General features: G+C 54.1%; 12 protein-coding genes. 2 read left to right on the top strand and 10 right to left on the bottom strand.

What is annotated here, in order from left to right:
• Window positions 1-32: 32 nt before the first annotated feature.
• The 5 genes from rlmN to DPF_RS06475 form a co-directional block, all read right to left on the bottom strand.
• On the bottom strand, window positions 33-1,076 hold the full coding sequence (rlmN, locus tag DPF_RS06455; protein WP_069858190.1) for a dual-specificity RNA methyltransferase RlmN: 1,044 nt from the start codon (window positions 1,074-1,076) through the stop codon (window positions 33-35).
• Window positions 1,073-2,398: an HD domain-containing protein gene (locus DPF_RS06460; protein ID WP_069858191.1), complete on the bottom strand. Its 1,326-nt coding sequence runs from the start codon at window positions 2,396-2,398 to the stop codon at window positions 1,073-1,075. The genes rlmN and DPF_RS06460 overlap by 4 nt, the downstream gene beginning before the upstream one ends.
• Window positions 2,399-2,460: 62 nt before the next feature.
• Window positions 2,461-3,741: a dihydroorotase gene (locus DPF_RS06465; RefSeq protein ID WP_069858193.1), complete on the bottom strand. Its 1,281-nt coding sequence runs from the start codon at window positions 3,739-3,741 to the stop codon at window positions 2,461-2,463.
• A gap of 66 nt (window positions 3,742-3,807) precedes the next feature.
• Window positions 3,808-4,740, bottom strand: a complete 933-nt coding sequence (locus tag DPF_RS06470) for an aspartate carbamoyltransferase catalytic subunit (protein ID WP_069858195.1) — start codon at window positions 4,738-4,740, stop codon at window positions 3,808-3,810.
• 211 nt (window positions 4,741-4,951) lie between these two features.
• The gene (locus tag DPF_RS06475) at window positions 4,952-6,241 is read right to left on the bottom strand and encodes an OmpP1/FadL family transporter (protein WP_069858196.1); all 1,290 of its coding nucleotides are present in this window, start codon (window positions 6,239-6,241) and stop codon (window positions 4,952-4,954) included.
• Window positions 6,242-6,639: 398 nt separating this feature from the next.
• On the opposite strand from DPF_RS06475, the gene DPF_RS06480 reads away from it, so the two are divergent.
• Entirely contained in the window at window positions 6,640-8,307 is a 1,668-nt protein-coding gene (locus DPF_RS06480) for a PAS domain S-box protein (protein WP_069858197.1), read from the top strand.
• Between the two features lie 121 nt (window positions 8,308-8,428).
• Here the strand turns inward: DPF_RS06480 and DPF_RS06485 are convergent, their stop codons facing one another.
• The 5 genes from DPF_RS06485 to DPF_RS06505 form a co-directional block, all read right to left on the bottom strand.
• The gene (locus DPF_RS06485) at window positions 8,429-9,250 is read right to left on the bottom strand and encodes a tetratricopeptide repeat protein (RefSeq protein WP_141721075.1); all 822 of its coding nucleotides are present in this window, start codon (window positions 9,248-9,250) and stop codon (window positions 8,429-8,431) included.
• 15 nt (window positions 9,251-9,265) lie between these two features.
• Window positions 9,266-11,701, bottom strand: a complete 2,436-nt coding sequence (gene gyrA / locus DPF_RS06490) for a DNA gyrase subunit A (protein ID WP_069858199.1) — start codon at window positions 11,699-11,701, stop codon at window positions 9,266-9,268.
• 81 nt (window positions 11,702-11,782) lie between these two features.
• Complete coding sequence (gyrB, locus tag DPF_RS06495; RefSeq protein ID WP_069858200.1) at window positions 11,783-14,188, bottom strand: DNA topoisomerase (ATP-hydrolyzing) subunit B; 2,406 nt, start codon at window positions 14,186-14,188, stop codon at window positions 11,783-11,785.
• 75 nt (window positions 14,189-14,263) lie between these two features.
• Window positions 14,264-15,421, bottom strand: coding sequence for a DNA polymerase III subunit beta (gene dnaN, locus DPF_RS06500; protein ID WP_069858202.1), 1,158 nt, complete (start codon window positions 15,419-15,421; stop codon window positions 14,264-14,266).
• Between the two features lie 81 nt (window positions 15,422-15,502).
• Window positions 15,503-16,834 (bottom strand): helix-turn-helix domain-containing protein, encoded by a 1,332-nt coding sequence (locus DPF_RS06505; RefSeq protein ID WP_141721076.1) that lies wholly within the window; start codon window positions 16,832-16,834, stop codon window positions 15,503-15,505.
• A 113-nt stretch (window positions 16,835-16,947) separates the two neighbouring features.
• On the opposite strand from DPF_RS06505, the gene DPF_RS06510 reads away from it, so the two are divergent.
• Window positions 16,948-18,120 carry a homocysteine biosynthesis protein gene (locus DPF_RS06510; protein ID WP_069858206.1) on the top strand — a complete coding sequence of 391 codons (1,173 nt, stop codon included), beginning with the start codon at window positions 16,948-16,950 and terminating at the stop codon, window positions 18,118-18,120.
• Window positions 18,121-18,134 lie beyond the last annotated feature (14 nt).

The following is an 18,134-nucleotide window of genomic DNA, read 5'->3' on the forward strand; positions in this document are numbered from 1 at the left end:
AGGGCGGGTTGACTGACAACGGGTCTCCGGTTTCAGGAGCCGGAACGGTCCGCTTTGGCCCGTAGCTGACCGCAGGCCGCAGCAATATCCTGGCCTTTGCTCTTGCGCAGGATGCAGGTCATGCCCTTGTCCCAGAGAATTTGTTCAAAGGCGAGCACGGCTTCCCTGGTTGGACTCTTGTACGGGATGCCCGGTCCTGGATTAAAGGCGATAAGATTCACCTTGCACTTGAGACGGGCCAACAGTTTGACGAGCTGTCTGGCGTGCTGGGGCGTATCGTTGACCCCGCCCAGGAGGATGTATTCAATGGTCACCCGTTCCCTGGGTTGCAGGGGATAGGATTCCAGCAGGGCCATGAGTTCGTCCAGGGGAAGTCGGGCCGCCCCGGGCATGATCTGTTTCCTGAGTTCCTGGGTCGGGGCGTGCAGGGAAATGGCCGGCAGGGCCAGACCATGCTTGGCAAATTCCTGAAGTCCTTTTTTGATCCCGCAGGTGGACAGGGTGATTTTGCGCCGGGAAAAGTTCAGCCCGTGTTCGCTGTGCAGAATTTCCATGGATCGCTTGACCTCGGGCCAATTCATGAGGGGTTCGCCCATGCCCATGAACACCAAATTGGTCAATCGGTCCCCCTTGCCCTGTTGGCCCAGCAAGTCCCTGGCCACCAGCACCTGCATGGCGATTTCCCCGCCGGTCAGGTTGCGCAAAAAGCCCATTTTTCCGGTACTGCAAAAGGTGCACCCCATGGCACAGCCCACCTGGGTGGAAAGGCACTGGGTGAACCGGTCCTTTTCCGGGATGAGTACGGTTTCCACAAGGGCCCCGTCCGCATATTGGAGCAGGAGCTTGACCGTGGTGTCCGTGCTTTCCTGGAGGGTATGTATTCGGGGCCAGGCAATGACCCAGGTGGCGGCCAAGCGTTCGCGCAGGGATTTGGCCACATTGGTCATTGCCGAAAAATCCCGGCATCCATGCCGCCACAGCCAGGCCCAGACCTGTGATGCCCTGAATTTGGGTTCGCCCATTCGGGTCAGGCGGTCTTCGAGTTCCGCCAGCGTGAGATCCAGGATGTTGTCTATTGGATCTTCTCCTTTTCCTTGTAGTCCAGCACGAATTGTTTGGCTTCTTCCACATTGCTCACATCACCGGAAATCTGGGCCTGGAGCAGGGCCTCACGAATCAGTCCGACCATGGGACCGGGATGGATCTTGGCCAGTTCCATGATTTTCTGTCCGTTGAGCAGGGGTTCGAGCATGTCTTCGTCAATATCGGCCCGTTCAAGCATCTTCATGTTGTGGTTGAATTCGGTGTATGTGCCGTTGCTCGCCTTGACCTCGGCCCGGGCCAGTTCAATGAGCCGGGGGTATTCGTCAAGGCCCTTGAATCGTCGGATGCCCTTGTCATTGAGCATGAAATGAAAGCGCATGTGGTGTTTCACCAGATGGCAGATGAGATCAATGTCCTCGGGGTCGAACCCGAGACGCCTGAGGATTTTGCGGGTTACCTTGGCCCCCACCTGATGATGCTGGAAAAAGAACAGTTTGCCATTGAATGATTCGCCGGTGTAGACCTTGCCAATGTCCAGAAACATGCACGCCAGGGTCCCGTACCAGTCATAGGGCAGCTCTTCGGGGTAGTGGCGCATGGTGGCGATCATGTGATCCCAGAGGCTTTCCTGGCTATCTCCGTTTTCCGCAGGCAGATGGATGCGGGTAAGGGGCATGAGTTCGGGAATGATCCCGGGGATGATCATGGTATCCAAAAGGTATTGGACAAACTTGTACATGTTTTCCGCTTCAACCTTGCGCCATTCATCCATGATGTCGGAGATGCGCACATAATCGGCCACCCTGCGGGCCGAGCGGAGCAGGGAAAGCCAGGTGTTGGTCTCAATGGGCAGGTTGTAGTTGGCGGAAAAGCGCAAGGCCCGAATGGCCAGCAGGTAGTCCCTTTTCAGGGTTTCATCGGGAAGGCCCACCAGTTTGATTTCGCCTGAGGAAAAATCTTCGAACCCGTCATAGACATCCTTGGTCTGGGGAATGGTGGGGCAGGCACCGTCCAGGAACAGTCCTTCCTGGTCACCCAGCTCCCTGACCAGTCTTGGCGTCAGTCTGGTCACGCTGGCATCAATGTAGGAGCCTTTGCCCACATCACCCTGGTAAAAGGAAAAGGTTACCCCGTTCTGGGTGAGGACGCCCTTGCGGATGGCATCATCGGCCTTGCAGATGTCCGGGAAGAGCTTGCTCAAATTGTCGAAATCCATGTCCGTGCAGATATCGATTTCCCGACTTGTTCCCAGTTCAAGAACCTTTTGCTGCAGGGGAAGGTTGATGATGTAGGCATCAAACCCGTTTCTCATGATTGTTTTACATATGGAAGCCGCGTCTTTGATAGGCTGCATCGAGATATCTCCTTGTCCGATGGCTGAACGCATGGTCGCGTAGGGTGACTGATGGATCTGTTTCAAAGGGTATAGGCGAGTTGTCCTTTCAGATAATGTGCAATGACTTTACCCAGAAGAGTCGTACCCATGCAAGGGGTGTTTTTACCCTTGGAGAGCATGGTGGAAGGCTCAACAATCCAGGCGTGGTCGGGATCGAAAAGAACGAAGTCGGCCCGGTTTCCAGGAGCAAACCGGTTGACCTCCAGGTTGAAGATCTCGGCAGGGCGCAGGGCACAGCGGGTGACAATGTCCTCCCGGGTCAGCACCTTGTCCCGGACCAGGGAGGCGTACAGGGAAAGGGCCGTGTCCAGTCCGGAAATGCCGTTGGGGGCCTCATCCATGGTGGTTTCCTTTTCAAAGTCGGCATGGGGGGCATGGTCCGTGACCAGAATGTCGATGACCCCTTCCTTGACGGCCCGGCGAAGGGCCATGACATCTTCCCGGGTGCGCAGGGGAGGGTGCACCTTGGCCAGAAAGTTGTAACCCTGGACCATGGTTTCATCCCATACAAGGTAATGGGCACAGGTTTCCGCTGTCACCGGAAGCCCCTTTTCCTTGGCCACAAGGATCTGTTCGACAGATTCCTTGCAGCTGATATGGGCCAGATGCACCGGGATGTTCAGATATTCGGCCAGCATGATGTCCCGGGCCACGTGCAGGGTTTCGGCCACCCAGGGGCTTCCCTTGAGGCCCAATTGACCGGAAAGCACCCCTTCGTTCATCACGCCGTGGCCCGACAGGGTGGGATCCTCGCAGTGATCAATGACCTTGAGGCCGAGATCAGCGGCATATTCCATGGATCTGCGGAAGAGGTCGTTGTCCCCCACGGGAACGCCGTCATTGGAAAAGGCCACGCACCCGGCCCTGGCCAGTTCGGCCATGGGGGCGAGTTCCTTGCCTGCCAGTCCCTTGGTCAAGGCGCCCACAGGACGAACCCGGGGACCCATGGGATGGGTCTTCATGGCGGTTTCAAGGATATATTCCGTGACCTGGGCGTGATCATTGACCGGGTCGGTGTTGGCCATGCACATGACCTGACCGAAACCGCCTCCCAGAGCGGCCTGCAGCCCGGTTGCAATGGTTTCCTTGTACTCCTGCCCGGGTTCGCGCAAGTGAACGTGGGCATCAATGAGACTGGGGAGGAGCCAGGCTCCCTGACCGTCCATGTCGCGTTCCAGCGGGGTGATTTCCCGGCCCTGATCAACCGGAACGAGCCCCATGATGGTTCCCTGGTCGATCAAGAGATCCATGGGCTGATCGAGCCAGATGACATTGCGGAGAATGGATTGGGGTGCTGCCATGGGTTTTACCTTTTTGTTGGTGCCAGATGTGTTGAAGCGTGGATGAAAGGTGTGCTCCCTGGATGTCTATACGGAGATGGTCCGCGTCAGATACAGGTACAAAAGGGCCATGCGTACGGCCACTCCCGAGGTCACCTGATCCAGAACAAGGCTGCCAGGGGCGTCGGCAAGGGCCGAGGAAATTTCAATGCCGCGATTGATGGGACCGGGATGCATGATGCGCACGTCTGGTGCGGCCTTTTCCAGATGAGAATCGTTCAGGCCATAGGTCTTGGCGTATTCGCGCAGGTCCGGCAGCAGACCGGCCTTCTGGCGTTCCAGTTGCAGACGCAGACAGATGATGGCGTCCACACCCCGACAGGCCTTGGCAAGGTCGTGGCCTACGGTAACGGGCCAGGTGCGCACACCACTGGGAAGCAGGGTGCGCGGTGCGCACAATCTTACCTTGGCCCCGAGCATGGTCAGCAGACGGATGTCAGATCGGGCCACGCGGCTGTGGGCAATGTCCCCAAGGATGAGCACTGTTTTGCCGCCAAAGTCGTCTCCCCACACCTGACGCAGGGTGAACCCGTCCAACAGGGCCTGGGAGGGATGAGCGTGGCGGCCGTCCCCGGCGTTGATGATGGAGCATTCCAGGCGCTGTGCCAGAAACGAGGCAGCTCCACTGGACCAGTGACGAAGAACAATGGCATCCGGGGACATGGCCTGCAGGGTCAGGGCCGTGTCCTTGAGGGTTTCTCCCTTTTGCAGGGAACTGCCTGTTTTGGTCAGGGAAAAGGTGTCTGCGGAAAGGCGTTTGCCAGCGATGTCAAAGGAGGTTTTGGTGCGGGTGGATGGTTCGGCAAAAAAAAGGACAACTGATTTGCCCTTGAGGACCGGCACCTTTTTCACCGGTCGCTTGTTCACTTCCACAAACCGGTCGGCAACCTGGAAAACATACCCGATCTCCTCCCGGTTCAGTTGGTCTATGTCGAGCAAGTCCTTGTGATTCCATTGCATTGATCTGCGTACCCCGCCCTGGTCGGCTTTTTGAACCTTTAAGAGATTCCTTTGGGACAAACCATAATTTTCCACTCTAAAAACAACTTGTGCGGCAAGCAAGGAATTTTTTGGGGAGATGGCAGTAAGGGGCGGTTTGGCAAGGGGATGGCCAGGACCATCGTGATCTGAAGGATACGCATGGTCCTGGCCGGAGAGAAAGGAATGGGAACTAGAAACGGTAGCCTACGTTGAGGGCAAAGAGGTGGGAGTCTCCGTCTTCAAAGGTGCTGTCTTCCACGCCTGATGCCTCGCTGTCATTGAAATTCCGTTCCTTGACGGTCAGATAGCTGTAGGCCACGTCAATGGTCCAGGCGTCCCAGTGAAAACCCGAACCAATGCTGTAGATCTGGCGGTCGTTGGAGGGAATCTGATATTCGGCATGGTCCGGATCCACCGGGGATTCGTCGTACACATACCCAAGACGGAGATCCATCCAGTCCAACAGGGCGTACTCAACACCGACCTGGTAGCGGTTCACGTCTTTCCATTTTTTGGGGCTAGTAGCTTCATCTTTTCCCAAAGAAGTCGAATCGTCGTATTCGATTTTCAATTCATTGTAGGCGTGCCAGTAGGTGCGCAGGACATCAAAGGAAATGCTCAATTTGTCCACGGGCTTGACCATGATTCCCAGGGAAAGCATGGCTGGCAAGGGTTCTGTGGCGGTGAACGACGTTCCTTGTACCTTGCTGTATTGTTGTGCCAAATTTAGTGTTTTTGCTGTTTGTCCTATATTGCTGAAGTCGGCATCGCCATGCATGGTCACATCAATTTCGCTGCGATAGGAGGCCCCAAAAGAGAGCCAGTCCAAAGGCTTGTAATGCAGGGCCAGGTTGAAGCCGTACCCGGGGTCACCACCTGTCAGTTTTTGTTTGACATCATAATCACCTGAGTGTCCTTGATTTGGGTCAGCATCTATCATGTTCTGCAGATTGACTTCAATATAGGCCACTTCCAGGCCCACGGCCATGGACAGGCTGTCCGTGAGTTTGATGGCCATGTTGGGGGTCAGGGAAACCTGCTTGATACCCGCGTACAGGGCGCTGTACCGGCCGAACCAGTCTTCATCGCTGCGGTATTCCGTGCCCAGCCCGGTGCGTGAATACAAGCCCACGCCGAACCAGTACCGTTCACCCAGCTGGGTGGTGATATAGGCATTGGGGATGACCCAGGTGTTGTCCACACCTTCACCGCCCGGCAGGGAAGAGTCGTCGGGGTTGACCGTGCCCGAGGGCCGGATGATGGTCATGCCGGCACTCATCTGGGTGCCTGGCAACTGGGTCATACCGGCCGGATTGTAGACCACGGTGGACGGGTCCTCTCCCCGTGCGGTCATGGCGCCGCCAAGGGCCTGGCCCCTGGCACCCCATTCGTAAATGCCGTATCCGGCGGCCCCGGCCAGATGTGGTGCGGTCAGTATGAAAAGGACCATGGCCACCCAAGTTTGCCACCTGCAACTCATTCTCAACTCCTTGTGGGATGATTGTGTAAAGAAAGAAATAAGGGCTTGTATCATAAAAAAATTTAAGTTCAATGAATTTTTCTTGATGAAATTTTCATTTTTAATGAATATTTCCTTGATCCTTTCACGGATGGTGAAATAGGGAAAAAGTACGCAGGGCACAAAATAGTAGGCAGTGCTCAGTGCGCAGTACACAGATGGGATTAGCTCAATGGCAAAACCGGGCGGGGTGTGGCAATAAATAGTCCTATCCCGCCCAAGATTTCGTCCTTGGCCGGGATAACGTCAGTTCTCGAAGCTCGCGTTTATCTGACCGACTTCCTCCCTGCGTACTGCGCACTGCGCACTGAGCACTGCCTACTGTTGTGCACTTTTTCATCCTTTACCCTTGAAACATCATGAACGCCTTTTCCTTTTATACCGAAGCCCTGGCCCGAAGCAGCGATTGCGGGCTCATTTTCGATCGACAGGGGAGTATTTTGTACATCAATCCCACCCTGAGTTCCCTGTCCGGGATCACGCCGGATCAGGCAGTGGGCAGGTTGATCTATGAATTTCTCGACCCCCTGGAAGTGGACCAGGCCCGGGACATGGTGGACAAACTGTTCAATGACACCCACCTGGGTGATTATCGGCTGCAATGCAGGACTCCTGGAAATACCAAGCTCGGCCGGACGCTCATGCATTGGCGGGTTCAGGAGGTGTACACACGGGAAGGCCGGGAGCATTTTGTGCTGGCCCTGGGCAAGCTGGAAGGAAGGCTGGGGGAGCATCTCGAATACAAGGAAGAGATGAACTACCTCATTGGCATGGATGGAGAGATCATTGATATTCATCCGGGCATTTGCGCCATGTGCGGATACACCCGCAAAGAAGTCATGGCCATGGGTACCTCGGATTTTTATTTCAATCCCGGGGACAAGCAGCGCATTTTACGCCGTCTCAAGAGCAAGGGAGAGATTGTCAACGGTCAGGTGACCCTGCGTTGCAAGGACGGGACACCCAGAACCTTCCGGTTCAATTCCCATCTTGTCAGCAGACAGGGCAAACCTGTTGTTGTTGGCTATTTTGTCCAGCGTGATGTTACCTATACCCGCAAGCTCATCCATGACTTCAGCAAGATCATCAATGCGTTGCCCGATATTGCCTGGGTTGCGGGATGTGACCACGCCATTGTCTGCGCCAATGATGCGTTTTGCCGCTTCATTGGCGTCCAGACACAGGATGATTGTGTGGGAAGAACGCTTTTTGATTTCATGCCCGAATCCAGGGCCCGGGGATTCATTTATACCGCCACAACGGTTTTTGAGGAGCGCAGGGAGATCATTCTTCCCATGCTTGCCCATTTCTCCAATCCCGGCATCTGGTACCGGGCCATTCATACGCCTCTTTTTGACGATACCCACAAGGAGGTTATTGGGCTGCTGGGGATCTACCAGGACATATCCCTGCAGGTTGCCAAGGAAAACAGCTACCTGGACGACATAAGCTCGGCCAATGAGGCTGTTTTTGTGCTGGATACCCAGTGTCGGATCATTCGTCGGCGTGGTCGGGTCCTGCGCCCGGGGGTCACGCAGGTGGACAGTGATCGGTATCGCCACCTGGACCTGAAGATCGTTTTCGAGATCATCCATCCCCAGGATCTGGAGAGGGCCCAGGGGTTCATCCGGCGCATCGTGCAGACCAAGACCCCTCAGCAGGGTGAATTCCGGGTCAAGCGGGCATCCAGGGACTATGCTCTTATGGAGGTTCGGGGCGTGTATTGTGATGCCTACTTTCCCGAGGGCAGGATTTATGTGGTGGTTCGCGACATTTCGCATCTGGGTGATCTCAGACGGCCGGACAAGGTGCTTGCACGTCTCAAGGAGGCAACGGGCACAACCACCAACAAGGGGCTTGCCGCATTTTTGCATGTCAGTCCGACGTCCATATCCAACGCCCTCAAGAATCAGAAGATTCCGGCTGACTGGATGATCCAGGTGGGGCTGGAAACCGGTTTTTCCGTGGATTGGCTGGTTACGGGAAGAGGAGTTCCCAAACGCGGTGTTGAGGAAGAAAAAGACTGATCTTCGTGGAGCAGGGTTGAGCCGATGGTATTGATCAGGAACAACTCAAGGACAAGGAAACAAACCCCCGTGTTATGCTCTGAGGCGGGCCCATGCGGTTCGAAAAGGCTGCATGGGGTCTTCAGGATGCGGGGGCGGTCAGGGCACGTTCACGGATTTCAAGGGCCCTGGGGTTGGGATAATCGGGTTTGATCTCCTGGAGCAGGTGCAACGCATCGTTCAGGCGGCCCTGGTGTTCGGCAATGTCAATGCGGGTCATGCCGATTCTGGCGCGCAAGGGACCGGAAGCGGCATCGGCATACACGGTGGCAAGGAATTGTTCGGCCTTGTCGTACTCATCCATGCACACCAGAGCGAGACCGGCAAGATGGGCTGTTTTCAGATAGCTTGGCTGGTCAGGAGCCAGGGGAAGGGCTTTGACAAGACAGCTGTGTGCGCGGTCAAAACGTTGGGCCTGAAAGGCTGTTTTGCCTTGGGCAGAGATGAGTTCCCATTGTTGTTCCGGCGGAAGATGGGGCAGAGATAGTCCCTTTTCCAGGGTGGCCAGGGCGGTTTCCGTATCTCCCTGTTCTGCCTGAAGGGCGGCCTGTTGGAGGAGAATGGCAACCGCGCGAAGGGGATCCTCTCCAAATTCAAGATACATGCTGGCCAGCAGTTTGCTGGCCGTATCCGCATCCTTGAGGATGTCGCGGCTGATGGTCACCAGTCGCTGCCATGCCGTCCAGCGTTCCTTTCCCTGTGGATATTTTTGGAGATAGTTCTGGTAGGCCGTGGTGGCTTCCTGAAATCTACCCTGGCTCATGGCCTGCTCTCCCTGGGTCAGGAAGGGGTGGCCTGCGTCGCCTTCCTGACATCCCTGGAGGAAGACCACAAGGAACATGAAAACCAGAACAACCATCAGGCCCTGGGCGGCACTGATGGTTGCTCTGGTGTATGTAGTCAAGAGGGTGTTCACTGATCAACGGGAGGTATCGCGATCCTCGTCCCTTTCCACCAGATCGCAACAGATAAGGGTCTGATTGTCACCCATGCGGACCAACCGTACGCCCTGGGTTGCCCGGCCAACCAGGGAAATGTCATTGATGCCTATGCGGATGATCTTGTTGCCGGAAGTCAGGAGGATGGCTTCGTCTTCATTGTCCACCATGAGGGCGCTGACAACAGGCCCGGTCTTGGGGGTGATGCGCATGTTGATGATTCCCTTGCCCCCGCGGGACTGGTTGCGGAACTGGTCCACATGGGTTCTTTTGCCGTAGCCGTTTTCCGCAATGGTCAGAAGCTCCCGCTTGCCGGTCTCGGACAGGATGACCCCGGCAACAACCGTGTCGCCTGGTCTGAGGGTAATTCCCTTGACCCCGGCCGCGCTCCGTCCCATGGAACGGACCTCGGAACAGTCAAACCGGATGGAAAATCCGTTCTTGGTTACCAGGATGATTTCGTCCTGCTGGGCAACTTCCCTGACGGCCAAAAGCTCATCATCTTCCTTGAGCCCCACGGCTATGAGCCCTTGGCTGCGGACATTCTTGTACAGGTCCATGGCCGATCTTTTGACAATGCCGTTGCGGGTGATGAACAAAAAGTACTTGTTTTCGGGAAATTCCCGATAGGTCATGGCCGTGGCCACCCGTTCGTTTTCACCCAGGGAAAGCAGGTTGGCCACGTGAATGCCCTTGGCCGTTCTGCCGCCTTCCGGGACTTCATGCACCTTGATCTGGAACATGCGGCCCGTGTTGGTGAACAAATTCAGGTATTGATGATTGCTCGTGGTCAGCAGTTGGGAGATGAAATCCTTGTCCGTGGAAAAGGCCCCGGCAATGCCCACACCGCCACGTTTTTGCTGCTGGTAGTTGTGCAGGCCGGTACGCTTGATATACCCCTTGTTGGAAAGGGTGATGACCATGTCGTCGTCGGGCACGATATCCTCGATATCAATGCTGTCGGGGTCGTGGGCCATGATTTCCGAGCGCCGAGGGGTGCCGAACGTCTCCTTGAGGGCGAGCAGCTCGTCACGGATGACGCCTTTGAGGACTTCAGGGTTTTCAATGATGCTGCGTAAAAACTCGATGCGTTTGAGCAGTTCGGTATATTCGGCAATGAGTTTTTCCCGCTCCATATTGGTCAGGCGTTGCAGCCGCATGTCCAATATGGCCTGACTCTGGATGTCGGAAAGCTCGAACCGTTCGCCCAGACGCATCTTGGCTTCGGTGGGCGTGCTCGAAGCGCGAATAATGGTTACCACCTCGTCAATATTGTCCAGGGCGATGCGCAATCCTTCCAGGATATGGGCCCGGTGTTCCGCCTTGGCCAGGTCAAACCGTGATCGACGAACAATGACTTCTTTGCGGAAGTCGATGAAGTATTCCAGTATCTGCTTGAGATTCAGGAGCTGGGGCCGGTTGTTGACCACGGCGAGCATGTTGATGCCGAAGCTGGTTTGCAATGCCGTATACTTGTAAAGCTTGTTGATGATGACATCTGCGTAGGCTGTCTTTTTCAGATCAATGACAATGCGGATGCCGCCCAGGTTGGATTCGTCCCGCAGATCGCTGATGCCTTCCAGCTTGTTTTCATTGACCAGGGCAGCGATTTTTTCCACCAGTTTGGATTTGTTCAGAGCGTAGGGAATTTCCGTGATAACAATGGATTCAAGGCCGTTTTTGCGTTCTTCTACCTGAACGCGACCCCGTATTTTTACACTGCCCCTGCCGGTTCTGTAGGCCTCGGCAATGCCGTCCCGGCCGTAGAGAAGCCCGCCCGTGGGAAAGTCCGGTGCTTTGACCACGCGAATCAGATCGCTCATGCTGGTTTCGGGCTCGTCCAGAACCAGCAGCACGCCGTCCACGATTTCCACCAGATTGTGGGGGGGGATATTGGTGGCCATGCCCACGGCGATTCCCGAAGATCCATTGATGAGCAGATTGGGCACCTTGGTCGGCAGGACTTCGGGTTCCTGAAGGCTGTTGTCGTAATTGGGCCTGAACGTGACCGTGTTCTTTTCGATGTCCGCAAGAAACTCTCCGGCCAGCCGGGACATGCGTGCCTCGGTATACCTCATGGCTGCGGCCGAGTCGCCGTCAATGGAGCCGAAGTTGCCCTGCCCATCCACCAGGGGATCGCGCATGTTGAAATCCTGGGCCATGCGGACCAGGGCGTCGTAAACCGCTGAATCACCATGGGGATGGTACTTACCAATGACGTCACCAACAACACGGGCCGATTTTTTGTACGGCCGGTTGTAGGTGTTGCCAAGCTCGTGCATGGCATAGAGAATTCTGCGGTGGACCGGCTTGAGACCGTCGCGCACGTCCGGAATGGCTCGTCCCACAATGACGCTCAGGGAATATTCCAGGTAAGATTTTTTGATTTCTTTCTCTATACTGACATCGTTTAACACGTTTTCCTCGCTTGCAAGATGTGCCCCCTTTCTTGTTCGGGGATGGATGATTCAATGGCTCGATTCGGGGCGGTGGTGAAGTTATATGTCCAGATCCGTGACCGAGAGGGCGTTTTTGACGATGAAGTCCCGTCGGGGTTCGACCTTGTCACCCATGAGTTTGACAAAAAGCTCGTCAGCTTCGGCCGCATCGGCAATGGTTACCCGAAGAAGATTCCGTGTTTCCGGGTTCATGGTTGTTTCCCAGAGCTGTTCGGGATTCATTTCACCAAGACCTTTGTACCGCTGGATATGCAGCCCTTTTTTCGCTTTTTCCATGATCAGGGACAACAGCTCAAAAGGACTCTTGACCGGTATGCCCTTTTCATTGTCGGCATCAAGAATGGTAAACGAACATCCCGGACTTTTTGCCCGCACCGACTGGTACAGTCCATAGGTGGTCTTGTAGAGTTTTGAATTGAAGAACTCGGCACCGATACGCACGATATGCTCGTTGGCGTCGGTAAAATGGAGGAATATTCTGGGTTCTTCATCCTCTTCGCTGTCCAGGATCTCCCGTGAAATGTCCAGGGTATATCCCCACGAGGCCATGTACTCCTGAAGTTTTGCCACCTCGCCGTTATGAAAACTGTCGGGCGAGAGTTTGGTGTCAAAGGAAAACAGGTGGCGGGACAGGGTTGTGTCGATGCCTATGTTGTCAATATCCGCAAGATTGTCGCGGATTCTGGTGATGGTCGTCAACAATTCCTTGAGCTCGTCACCAGTGAGCAATGTTTCCTGTTCGGTTTTCACGGTTTCCTGGGAACTGATCCGGTCAATGAGAAACCGGTCCATTTCTTCCTCATAGGTGATGTACTGTTCGAATTTTCCCTTGCTGACACGGTACAGGGGGGGCTGGGCAATGTAAATATGCCCTTGGTTGATGAGCTCCTGATACTGTCTGAAGAAAAAGGTCAGAAGCAGGGTCCTGATATGGGCTCCATCAACATCGGCATCGGTCATGATGATGATTTTGTGATAGCGCAGCTTGTCCAGGTTGATGGCGTCTTCCCCGATGCCTGCTCCCATGGCTGTGATCAGGGCCTTGATTTCCTTGTTTTGGAGCATTTTGTCGAATCGGGTCTTTTCCACATTTAAGATCTTACCGCGCAAGGGGAGAATGGCCTGGAATTTGGAATCCCTGCCCTGCTTGGCCGAACCGCCTGCAGAATCGCCCTCGACAATGAACACCTCGCTTTCCTCGGGTTTGCGACTCTGACAATCTGCCAGTTTGCCCGGCAGGGAGTGATCCCCGAGGGCCCCCTTGCGCCGCACCATTTCTCTTGCCCTGCGGGCGGCCTGCCTTGCCCTGGAGGCATCCACGACTTTTTCCAGAATCTGTTTGGTTTCCTTGGGATGTTCGGCAAAAAAGGTGGAAAGCTGCTCGTACACGATGCCGGCCACATACCCGACCACTTCGCTGTTGCCGAGTTTGGTTTTGGTCTGCCCTTCAAATTGCGGATCGGGAATACGCACGTTGATGACCGTGGTCAGTCCTTCGCGTACATCATCACCCGAGAGTTTTTCCTTGAATTTCTTGGGCAGGTCGGTGTTCTGGATATAGGTGTTTACCGCCCTGGTCAGGGCTGAACGAAACCCCTGCAAATGGGTCCCGCCTTCCTTGGTCCTGATGTTGTTGGCAAAGGTGAACATGTTTTCCTTGTAACCGGTGGAATACTGCATGGCGAATTCCACGAACACGTTGTCCACTTCACCCTTCCCGTAGATAATGGGATGAAATCCCTTGGTTTCATTGGTGTCCCGCACAAAGGAGACAATGCCCCCCTCGTCATGGAATGTCTGGCTGGTCTGGGTTTTTTCATCCGTGAATTCAATGGCCACACCTTTGTTCAGATAGGCCAGCTCCTGAAAACGTTTGGCCAGGACCTCGTACTGAAAGTTCAGGTCTTCGAAAATTTCTTCGTCAGGCCGGAACTTGATGGTTGTTCCTGTCCTGTCGGTGGTGCCCACAACGGTGAGTTCGGAAACAGGGACGCCCTTTTTGTACTGCTGTCGGTATTTCTGACCGTTGCGGTGGATGGTCACCTCCAGGGTTTCGGAAAGGGCGTTGACCACGGAAACACCCACCCCGTGAAGCCCGCCGGAAACCTTGTAGCTGTCGTTGTCGAACTTGCCGCCGGCATGGAGCACGGTCATGACCACCTGGACCGCTGGAATCTTTTCTTTGGGGTGAATATCCACGGGGATACCCCGCCCGTTATCGGAGATGGTCACGCTGTTATCCAGATGGACGCGAACCTTGATGCGGTTGCAATATCCAGCCATGGTCTCGTCAATGGAATTGTCGATGACCTCGTAGACCAGATGGTGCAGTCCATGGGTATCCGTGCTGCCGATATACATGGCAGGACGTTTGCGGACGGCGGACAGTCCTTCCAGAATAGTGATGCTGCCTGCGTTGTAGTCAGTCGTTTCGGGTGTGTTCATGCGTTTTCTTACTCGTAGGTTCAGGTGATTCCGGGAGGGTGATGCAACACGGAAAAGGGCCATGCGTCATATCGTCTAGGCGTCCTCTTCTTCCGTGTAATAGGTATCCTCGGTGATTTCCACGGGCATGGTGATCACGAAATAATCGGGATCGTCTTGACCGGTGATTTTGCACGGATCAAGAGGGCCAGCCAGCCGGAAAGTGATTTTGGTTGACGTGAAATGAGACAGGATTTCCAGAAGGATTCGGGTGGGTATGGCTATCATGTCCAGATTGCCCTGGAATTGGGCGGCAATGATTTCCGATCCTTCGCCAAATTCTTGCCCATGACATGACAGGCCCAGCTCTGTTGGATTGAAGTGGAGATAGGTGGATTTACTCGATTGGGTATTGAACAGACTGATGCGCTCCAGGGCGTCGGTGAGCTCGTATTTGTCAACTTCCAGGGTACTTTGAAACAAACTTTCGTAACTATCGATGAAATTGCGGTAGTCGGGAAATTCATGCGTTCTGCGGGGCACGCTCATGAGTTCATGGCCCTTGGCCGAGCGCAAAAACATCCGTTTTGCCCCCAGGCTCACGGCAATGTCCTCGGGTCGGAGCCATTTGGCTATCTCATTTAAATCCTTTTTGGCGATGAGGACTCCTTCTGTACCCAAAGATACATGGATGTCGGGAGTTGTGAACCGGATCATGCCGAATTGATGCCCGTTCATGCCGCACACCTCCACAACGCCTTCGACAAGGGGCGTGAATTTGATACAGTTCATGGCCCCGGTATCCTCTTCGTCGTTGATGCAAAAGGCAATTTTGTCGATGACTCGTTGCAGGAGTTCGCCCGACCAGGTGCCTCCGATTTCTTCGGGCATGGCCTGGAATTCCTGGAACCAGGACGGATTATTCAGGGGAAGTTTGTATTTTTTCTTACCTTGATGGATCAGGATGGTCGGGCCGTCAGGATCGGCTTCAAAAGTCAGTTCCCCGGGAGGAAGCTTGCGGATGAGATCACTGAATTTTTTGCCATGGATACCAACCCGACCGGCTTCCAGGGTCTGGGCCGGATAGGTGCCGGTGAATTCGATGTTCGAATCAGTGGCCATGATGGTGAGGGTGTTTTCCCGGGTTTCCAGCCAGATGGTCCGCAAATAGGCGGTTCCGGTTTTGGCAGGAATGATGTTGGCGGCCAGCTGGACGCCTTCGACAATATCTTCCTTGAGAACCTGGCATTTCATGATGAACTCCTTACGTGGTCGTGGGCTTGGCTATCGTACCCCGGTACAAGAATACTTACGAACGGTTGAGATGCTGCTTGTTCATGTGGTCTGGAAAAGATGATTCTGGTCGGGATGACCAGCACGGTTTTGCTGGGTTTCCCGGCATTTTTTGCTCAATGTATCGAGCTGGTGTCGCATTTCGGGCTTTGCCGCCCGCAGTGATTCCATTTTTCGGCAGGCATAAATGACCGTGCTGTGATCCTTGCCGCCAAAGATACTCCCGATATGGGGAAAGGAGTAGTTGAGCAGTTTCCGGCACAGGTACATGGCTGCCTGCCTCGCAAGGACAATGTCGTGTTTGCGGGTGGAGGACAGCATTTTCGAGCTGGGTACTCCCAGATGGTCGGCAACCACCGCGATGATCATTTCATGGGTGAGTTCCGTATTGGCCTGAGCATCAAGTCCTTTGAGAATATTGATGAAATCTTCTTGCGCCATCTGGGGCGAAATGAGATTCTGGAAGGCCAGAATCTTCAGCAGACACCCTTGCAAGCTGCGAAAGTCCGAAAAATGCTGGGCCAGGGTGAGCATTTGTTCGGCACTGAGATCAATGTGACGCTGTTCACAGGTTTGACGGATGAACTGCAAGCGGACATCAAGATCCGGACGCTTGAGGGTCACCATCAACCCCCATCCCAGACGGGATTTGAGGCCGGGTTCCAAAAGGCTCATTTCCTGGATGCGCTTGCTGGTGGCCAGAATGATCTGCTTGTTGGCATCGTGAAAGGCGTTGAATATGGATAAAAAATCGTATTGAAAATTGATAACCGACTCCAATTCTTGGAAATCATCAATAATCAGGGCCTCGGCATCGAGTATTTTCTGCATGCCAAAGGGGGCGCTGACCTGTTTGTGAAGCTGGGAAAGGGTACCCCAAAAAAGCGTCTTTGCTGGACTCCTTTTCTGCAACGCATTGAGTATGGCTTTGCAGAGGTGGGTTTTTCCGGAACCGCTTTTTCCGTAAAGCACAAAGGGATTATAGACGGTTTCCTTTTTTGATACAATCTCTTGGGCAGACGCAAAAGGAAAATAATTTTTATGATTCACTATGAATGATGTAAAATCTACATCACTGCTTGTATTGTTTTTTGTATTATCGGTTGTTATTTTTTGTTGTATGAATTGATTTTTATTTTTGTTATTACGATTTGAAACGCAATATCTTATATTTCCTTTGTTATCAAAACATTTTGAAACTGCATCCTCGAAATGGTGCTTGTATGTTTTGATGAACATGTTCATAAAAAATGTGTGAGGAAAGCTCACGTCCACTTGTGAGTCGTTTAAAGAAATATCAAGAGGATCAAACCAGCGTTTGAGTTCTTCCTCTTCGAATTTCTGCTTCAGGATTCGACGTATTTCCTTTACCATTACGGAAAAAATCACCACAAAAGCATGCAAAAGGGTTTTTGAGCAAATGGTTGCCCGTGTAGCCGGATTGTTGTAGGTTCGAATCGAACGTTGTTTACGAGGAGGAATGACACATGGGAAAAGAATTCATAGTTACCAAGACCATCACGGAAATCAATAAAAAGATCAAAGCCGGCAAAGCCGTGGTCCTTGATGCGCAGGAAATGACAAAACTAGTTCGGACCGAAGGCAAGGTCAAGGCTGCAAAAAAGGTTGATGTTGTGGCTACCGGCACCTTTTCTCCCATGTGCTCCTCGGGGCTGCTGTTCAATATTGGTCAACGTCCGCCGACCATCAAGACTTCAAGGGTTTGGCTCAACGGGGTTCCCTGTTTTGCCGGGCTGGCTGCCGTGGATTCCTATCTTGGCGCAACCGAACCCAGTGAAGACGATCCGCTGAACAAGGTGTATCCGGGAACGTTCAAGTATGGCGGGGCCCATGTCATCGAGGACCTAGTCAGGGGCAAGTCCGTGCATCTCAAGGCAGAGGCCTATGGCACGGATTGTTATCCCCGAACACGCCTTGAACGGGATATCACCTTGAACGATCTGCGGGATGCGGTTTTGCTCAATCCGCGCAATGGCTATCAGAACTACAATTGTGCGGTGAACAGCACGGACAAGGTCAAGTACACCTACATGGGACCCCTCAAGTCTCATTTTGGAAACGCCAATTTTGCCACGGCCGGTGCCTTGAGTCCCTTGTTCAATGATCCCTATTTCAAAACCATTGGTCTTGGAACCAGGATCTTTCTGGGAGGCGGTGTCGGGTATGTGCTGGGCCCGGGAACCCAGCATGTCCCTGATCCCCAGCGCAACGAACGGGGCATTCCCCTGACCGGTGCGGGGACCCTCATGGTCAAGGGGGATCTCAAGCAGATGAAGCCGGAGTTTTTGCGCGGGGTCAGCATTGTGGGCTATGGGGTTTCCATGGCCATTGGCCTGGGCATTCCCATTCCCATCCTCAATGAGGACATGGCGTGGTACACGGGAGTCGGGGACGAGAATATCCACATGCCCATTGTCGACTACGGCTATGACTATCCCCGGGCCAACGGCAATATCCTGAAGCACGCCACCTTTGCCGAGCTCAAGAGCGGCTTTGTGGATATCAACGGCAAGCGCGTACCGACCGTTCCCGTGACCAGCCATACCAAATCACTGGAAGTCGCCCGCATGCTCAAGCAATGGATCCAGGAAGGGTCCTTTCTCTTGACCGAACCCCAGGAGCCCATTCCTGCGTGGTAGGCACCTTCTTTACG

The organism is Desulfoplanes formicivorans (assembly GCF_001748225.1).
Classification (GTDB): Bacteria; Desulfobacterota; Desulfovibrionia; order Desulfovibrionales; family Desulfomicrobiaceae; genus Desulfoplanes; species Desulfoplanes formicivorans.